Origin of the sequence: Streptomyces sp. NPDC058231, assembly GCF_042882275.1 — a bacterium.
Taxonomy (GTDB): domain Bacteria; phylum Actinomycetota; class Actinomycetes; order Streptomycetales; family Streptomycetaceae; genus Streptomyces.
Genome location: NZ_JBHVWN010000032.1, coordinates 80,858 through 85,783, shown reverse-complemented (window position 1 = coordinate 85,783; position 4,926 = coordinate 80,858). Strand labels below are relative to the sequence as shown.

The window sequence follows — 4,926 nt, the reverse complement described above, 5'->3', positions numbered from 1 at the left end:
AACGGCTACGGCAAGCTGCGGCGCTGCACGGAGAAGGACGGCAGCGCCGTGGACTTCTACCTCTACCTCGCCGCCGCTTTCGTCACGCTCCGCATCCTCATCCGACGCTCGACGAGCCGCTATCGCTGGGATGGCCGCCCCACCACCCGACGCCTCAAGTGATCCATTTGCCGGTCGGTCTTAGTTAGCGACGCTTTGCTGACACGCCACCTTCCGCCCACCCCTCGGGGCGGCTGCGTCGAGCGCGCCAGCTCCACACTGTGTGCCCGACGAGAGCGACAGCGGAAATGACTGCAGCAACGCGAATCGCGTTCCAGGTCATGGAGAACGTAATCCCTCGCGAGTCAGCCTCTGCGCTCAAGCGCTGAGTGGCCTCGAAGAAGGCGATCAATGGAACAAGCAGGCGGAACAGAAGGCCACCGACTCCGGGCGTTCGCGCTACGTTCCCCACGACTCCCACAGGCGCACCAAAAACGAAAGCCACTATTCCCCACACGAGAATATGCCCCTCGCTGGAGGCGCCAGATTCCATTCCGGCCGGAACGGAGGCGGCAGGTTCCATTCCAGCCGGAATGGTGGGGTTCATTTCCTTGAAAAGATAGTATGCGACTACGCCGATAGCCAACCCCAAAGACGGCAGCAACGCTGACTCGATTTTGGATTGGCGGAAATAGCCCACCAAGAATGCATAACAAGCCCACGGCCAACCACTAGAAAAAACAGTACTCACGGCGACGCAAACGGGATTATCCCATTTCCCAGCCACGGGACCCACTAGGCCAAGTAGCAAACCCGCCCCGAGAGACACAGCGGCCGGCACAACGCGAGTGCGCAGGAAGCGCATGAATTCTCCTCCCCGCTCAGGGGGTGAATCAGAGTTGGAGGTGGCGCCACCCTGAGGCTGCGCTGGCAACCGACCGGCCCCCGAGCGGCGCACCAACCTACCGCACCTTCCGACGAGTTACCGCTTGGTGCGGGGATCAGAACCTGCAGCCCCGAACTGTGGTCGGTGGCTGATATGCAACGCTCAGCTCAGGGCAACGCCGCTCCTGCAGCAGTGGACTTGGGCTTTTACGGTGAGCCACCTCTTGGACCTCACCGTATTTCCCTGTGGGGGCTATATTTCGCTGGCGATGCGAGAGGGTTTTCCTGCTGTTCTGTCGGAAGAAACTACTCGGCGGGTTGACTGTACTGGCACGAGGGCAAAGGTGTGCGTAAAGGGATTGGCCGTTCGTTTTCATGGTATAGTCCTAATGAATTTACAGGACGCCACAAAAAAAGGGGAATGGCGTGAATACCGAGAAGGTCACGGCTCGACGTCTTACGGTCGGAGAGGTTTCGGAATTGGGCCTCCAGGACGGAATCTTCGTCTCGGCGGAGATGGATGGTCTTCCTCTCGACTGCTACGCCCCGGCCTTCCTTACGAGGCCGGGTAAGAATTTCGAGGGAGGGTCCTTCACTGCGAGGACGATCTTCGGTAAGGAAATTCATGTTCTCCCGGACAATGTCGAAGAGCGCGGGATCTGGATTGCCGACAAGGCAGGGGAAGAAATCGAGGTTCTCCAGAGTGCCGGCGTCCTCCTGAACCTTGCCCTCTTCGTGCCTGACGGGAATAAGGAATCCCTGGAGTCGCTCTACTCCGCCGCACGGGACGCGTTCGGCGCGGGGATCGTTCAGCGCTGGAGCGAGGAGACCGTCGCGGTGCCGGACGTCAAGGTCGACCTGTACGAGGAGCCGGCCCGGGGGCGGAAGAACACGAACAGCCAAAACCGCGACCGCCGTGCCCTGGACATCTACCCGACCCGAGTGCGGTTCCTGGAGCCCAGCGATGGCTGGAGGTTCATTGTCGAACCGCACAAGGAGATCGTCGATGACACACCGACGATCTGACCTGATGGCAGGTTAGCCTCGATTTTTCGCGGGAGCCCGTCAGCTTGCTGACGGGCTCTTCTTCGCTTGTGGGGCGTGTGGGCAGACCGCTGGCCCGACTGTTGCGTTGGGTGGGCTTCGCCGGGGTTCATGTTTACAGCGGGCTCCCCCTTCCCCCTGGTACGTCCGAGCTGCGGTTCCTCCGCCGGTAGGTGCTCTCGGGGCGCGCCTGAGGGAAGGCATGGCCCGAGGGACTGCACGCTCGGCCGGCCAGGAGCCAGAAATGCCGTCGCCCGTCTCATGCCGACGGAGAACAATGCCGGGCATGGGGACAGACATTCACGGCTTCATCGAGTGCCGCTGGGATCGCTGGCTGGACGAGGACGATCGCGCATGGACCCAGGTCATCGACCTCTCGCATCTCCACAACGGGCGCGAATACGCTGCCTTCGGGGACTTCGAGCCCTGGAGTGATGAGCTGCACGGCGAATCCTGGATCTCCTGGGCGGAGCTGGCAGCCGCCGACTGGGACGAGGTCGCAAACGAGGTCGATGGCTGTGTTCACGAGTACCGCCGAAGCTCTGACGGTGGCTGGAAGATGCACGGGCGGAACTCCAGCCTCACCCGCTTTGCCGAACTCTCCGGCCTCACCGATGCCCGGCAGCTCTACTGCGCAGGCAGCGTCTATCCCGAGAACACCGAGTGGCCGGACGGCGACCGGCTCTTCCGCATCGGCCGCCTACAACGGAAGCATGCCGTGCCCGACAGCGAATGGGGTGCCGTCTGGTCGGTCATGCGTACGCTGGCAGACCTGCACGGCGACGAGGGAGTCCGCCTGGTCGTCTGGTTCGACGGCTGACTCCATCCGGGAAACCGCCCTCGTGGCAGGAACTGCAGAGGGCGGCCGTGAGGCGCAACTCTTCGAGAGTGCCCGCAAGGTGGACCGCTTCGTCGGATGGGGCGACCTCACCCGCCACGAGGTGGAGGAGACATTTCAGAGGGCAGGTGAGTCGGCCGGACTCCCGGCATCCCAGTGCCGCGCCACTCTGCGCAGCGTCCTGAACTGGTCCCAGCGCACCTGCCGGCCCCGGGAGACAGCATGAGCCCCCGCCCTCGATCCCACGATCACCGCCCCGCGCGGCGCGGTCCCCAGCCCCTCCCCCGGGCCACGTCCGGAGCACGCAGAAACCCCCGCCGATCTGCTGTGTCAGCAGGTCAGCGGGGGTTTCCCGTCCTGTGGCGGCGCCAGGGTTCGAACCTGGGTAGGCTGAGCCGGCAGATTTACAGTCCGCGCGACAAAAACGTCGTGACGTGCCTCTTTACGTCTGCCTTGGCCTCACTGCCCCACGAGTGCCCCACGCACCGTCGACCAGTGAATTGGCGGATGCACCACCTGTCACTCGCTGGACCTGGGAGACGGCGGGGACGTCGCGGGTCAGCGGCGTCTCCGGCGCACCGGCGTCCCCTGCCGATCGCACGAAACAGAAGCCAGCACCCAAGTTCCACGAACACCGCTTCGCCCCGCGGGGAGACTGCCTAGTTTTGGGACATGACTCTCCCCAACGGACAGAACCAGCCAGCTGCAACTGGCAAGTGCTGGTGCGGATGCGGACTGACAACAGGCCAAGGGGCCTACTTCCGGCAAGGCCACGACAAGATCGCAGAAGCTGCTGTCCTGGCCACTCGCTACGGGAACTCCGTTGTCCGGCTGCTAGCGCACCACGGCTTCGACTCCAGCAACTCTGTTGTCGAGGAGGCAGAGGACCAAGGGATCTGGCAAATGTGCCCTGCGTGCGAGTACCGAGGCGCGCCAGCGAGTGTCGCCAACCACTGGAAGAAAGCCAAGCACTGACGCGCAGTGGGGGGGCACAAGTCTAGGCTCTCTCGCAGACAACCAGGGGTGAGAGCAATTAGGGGCGGGGGGGGAGACCTTGAGCGACATCAATCCGACGTCGATCGGGCCTTATCGAATCGTGGGTCGGTTGGGGGACGGAGGTATGGGCCGGGTGTACCTGGGGCGCTCACCCGGTGGTCGCGCTGTCGCGGTGAAGGTGATCCACCCACATTTCGCATCAGACCGGGAGTTCCAGCGTCGTTTCGCCCGCGAAGTGGAAGCCGCCCGCCGGGTCAGCGGCGTGTTCACCGCTCCGGTGGTGGACGCCGATCCGCAGGGGTCGCCCCCGTGGCTTGCTACCGCCTACATACCGGGCGTTTCACTGCACGATGCCGTGGCCTGTCACGGCGCTCTGCCCACAGCCTCCGTCCTCGGCTTCGGAGCAGGAGTCGTCGAAGCACTGGAGGCCATTCACGGAGCTGGGCTTGTCCACCGCGACCTCAAACCGTCCAATGTCCTCCTGGCGTCCGACGGTCCCCGTGTCATCGACTTCGGCATCGCCCGCGCATCCGATGCCTCCGCGCTCACTCGGACCGGCACAACCATGGGTTCGCCCTCCTTCATGTCGCCCGAGCAGATATCCGGTGATGGGCCGGTCGGCCCAGCCAGCGACGTATTCTCCCTGGGTTCCATGATGGTCTTCGCCGCGACCGGCGAAGGGCCGTTCGGTTCCGGAGCCGTGCACTCACTGCTGTTCCGGATCGTTCACCAGGAAGCCGCCATGGACCGGGTCCCCCCAGAGCTCCGCGACATTCTCTCCTGGTGTCTACGGAAAGAGCCGGACGAGCGGCCTTCAGTGAACGACCTTCTGACGGACCTGACTACACGTCTGACCGTTTCGCCAGAGGCCGCGACGATTGCACTTCACCACCGCGGGTGGCTGCCGGACATTCTCGCGCGCACGATCCTCGGACGCATCGGTGCGGATCTGGCCCTCAGCGATCCGATTGCCGAGACAGAGATCCTGAAGGGTTTCAGGCCCGACCGCACTTTGATCGACGACAGGGCCCACCCCGTCGCGGCCGGAAGGGGTGCGGGGGAGATCCCCGCCCGCCTCAGAGAGCAGACCGAAGCGGAGTGCGCTGAGATCGTCGCGGAAGCCCGGAGCGAGGCCTCCCTCATCCTTGCCAAGGCAGCTCGGGATGCTCAGGCGAAGCGGGGGC

4 protein-coding genes, 1 tRNA gene and 1 pseudogene are annotated in these 4,926 nt (G+C 64.0%); 5 read left to right on the top strand and 1 reads right to left on the bottom strand.

Annotated elements, in window-relative coordinates:
* From ACFVXE_RS21805 to ACFVXE_RS21790, 4 genes and pseudogenes are all read left to right on the top strand, one after another.
* Window positions 1-162 (top strand): annotated as a pseudogene (locus tag ACFVXE_RS21805) (IS5/IS1182 family transposase); the annotation flags it as partial.
* A 1,128-nt stretch (window positions 163-1,290) separates the two neighbouring features.
* Entirely contained in the window at window positions 1,291-1,890 is a 600-nt protein-coding gene (locus tag ACFVXE_RS21800) for a hypothetical protein (RefSeq protein WP_389673234.1), read from the top strand.
* 304 nt (window positions 1,891-2,194) lie between these two features.
* The gene (locus ACFVXE_RS21795) at window positions 2,195-2,728 is read left to right on the top strand and encodes a hypothetical protein (RefSeq protein WP_389673232.1); all 534 of its coding nucleotides are present in this window, start codon (window positions 2,195-2,197) and stop codon (window positions 2,726-2,728) included.
* 22 nt (window positions 2,729-2,750) lie between these two features.
* Window positions 2,751-2,972, top strand: coding sequence for a hypothetical protein (locus ACFVXE_RS21790; protein ID WP_389673230.1), 222 nt, complete (start codon window positions 2,751-2,753; stop codon window positions 2,970-2,972).
* Between the two features lie 134 nt (window positions 2,973-3,106).
* On the opposite strand, the gene ACFVXE_RS21785 is transcribed toward ACFVXE_RS21790, so the two are convergent.
* A tRNA-OTHER gene (locus ACFVXE_RS21785) sits at window positions 3,107-3,199 on the bottom strand.
* Between the two features lie 601 nt (window positions 3,200-3,800).
* Here ACFVXE_RS21785 and ACFVXE_RS21780 point away from each other — a divergent pair.
* The coding region (locus ACFVXE_RS21780; RefSeq protein ID WP_389673228.1) for a protein kinase at window positions 3,801-4,926 on the top strand (1,126 nt) is incomplete at its 3' end.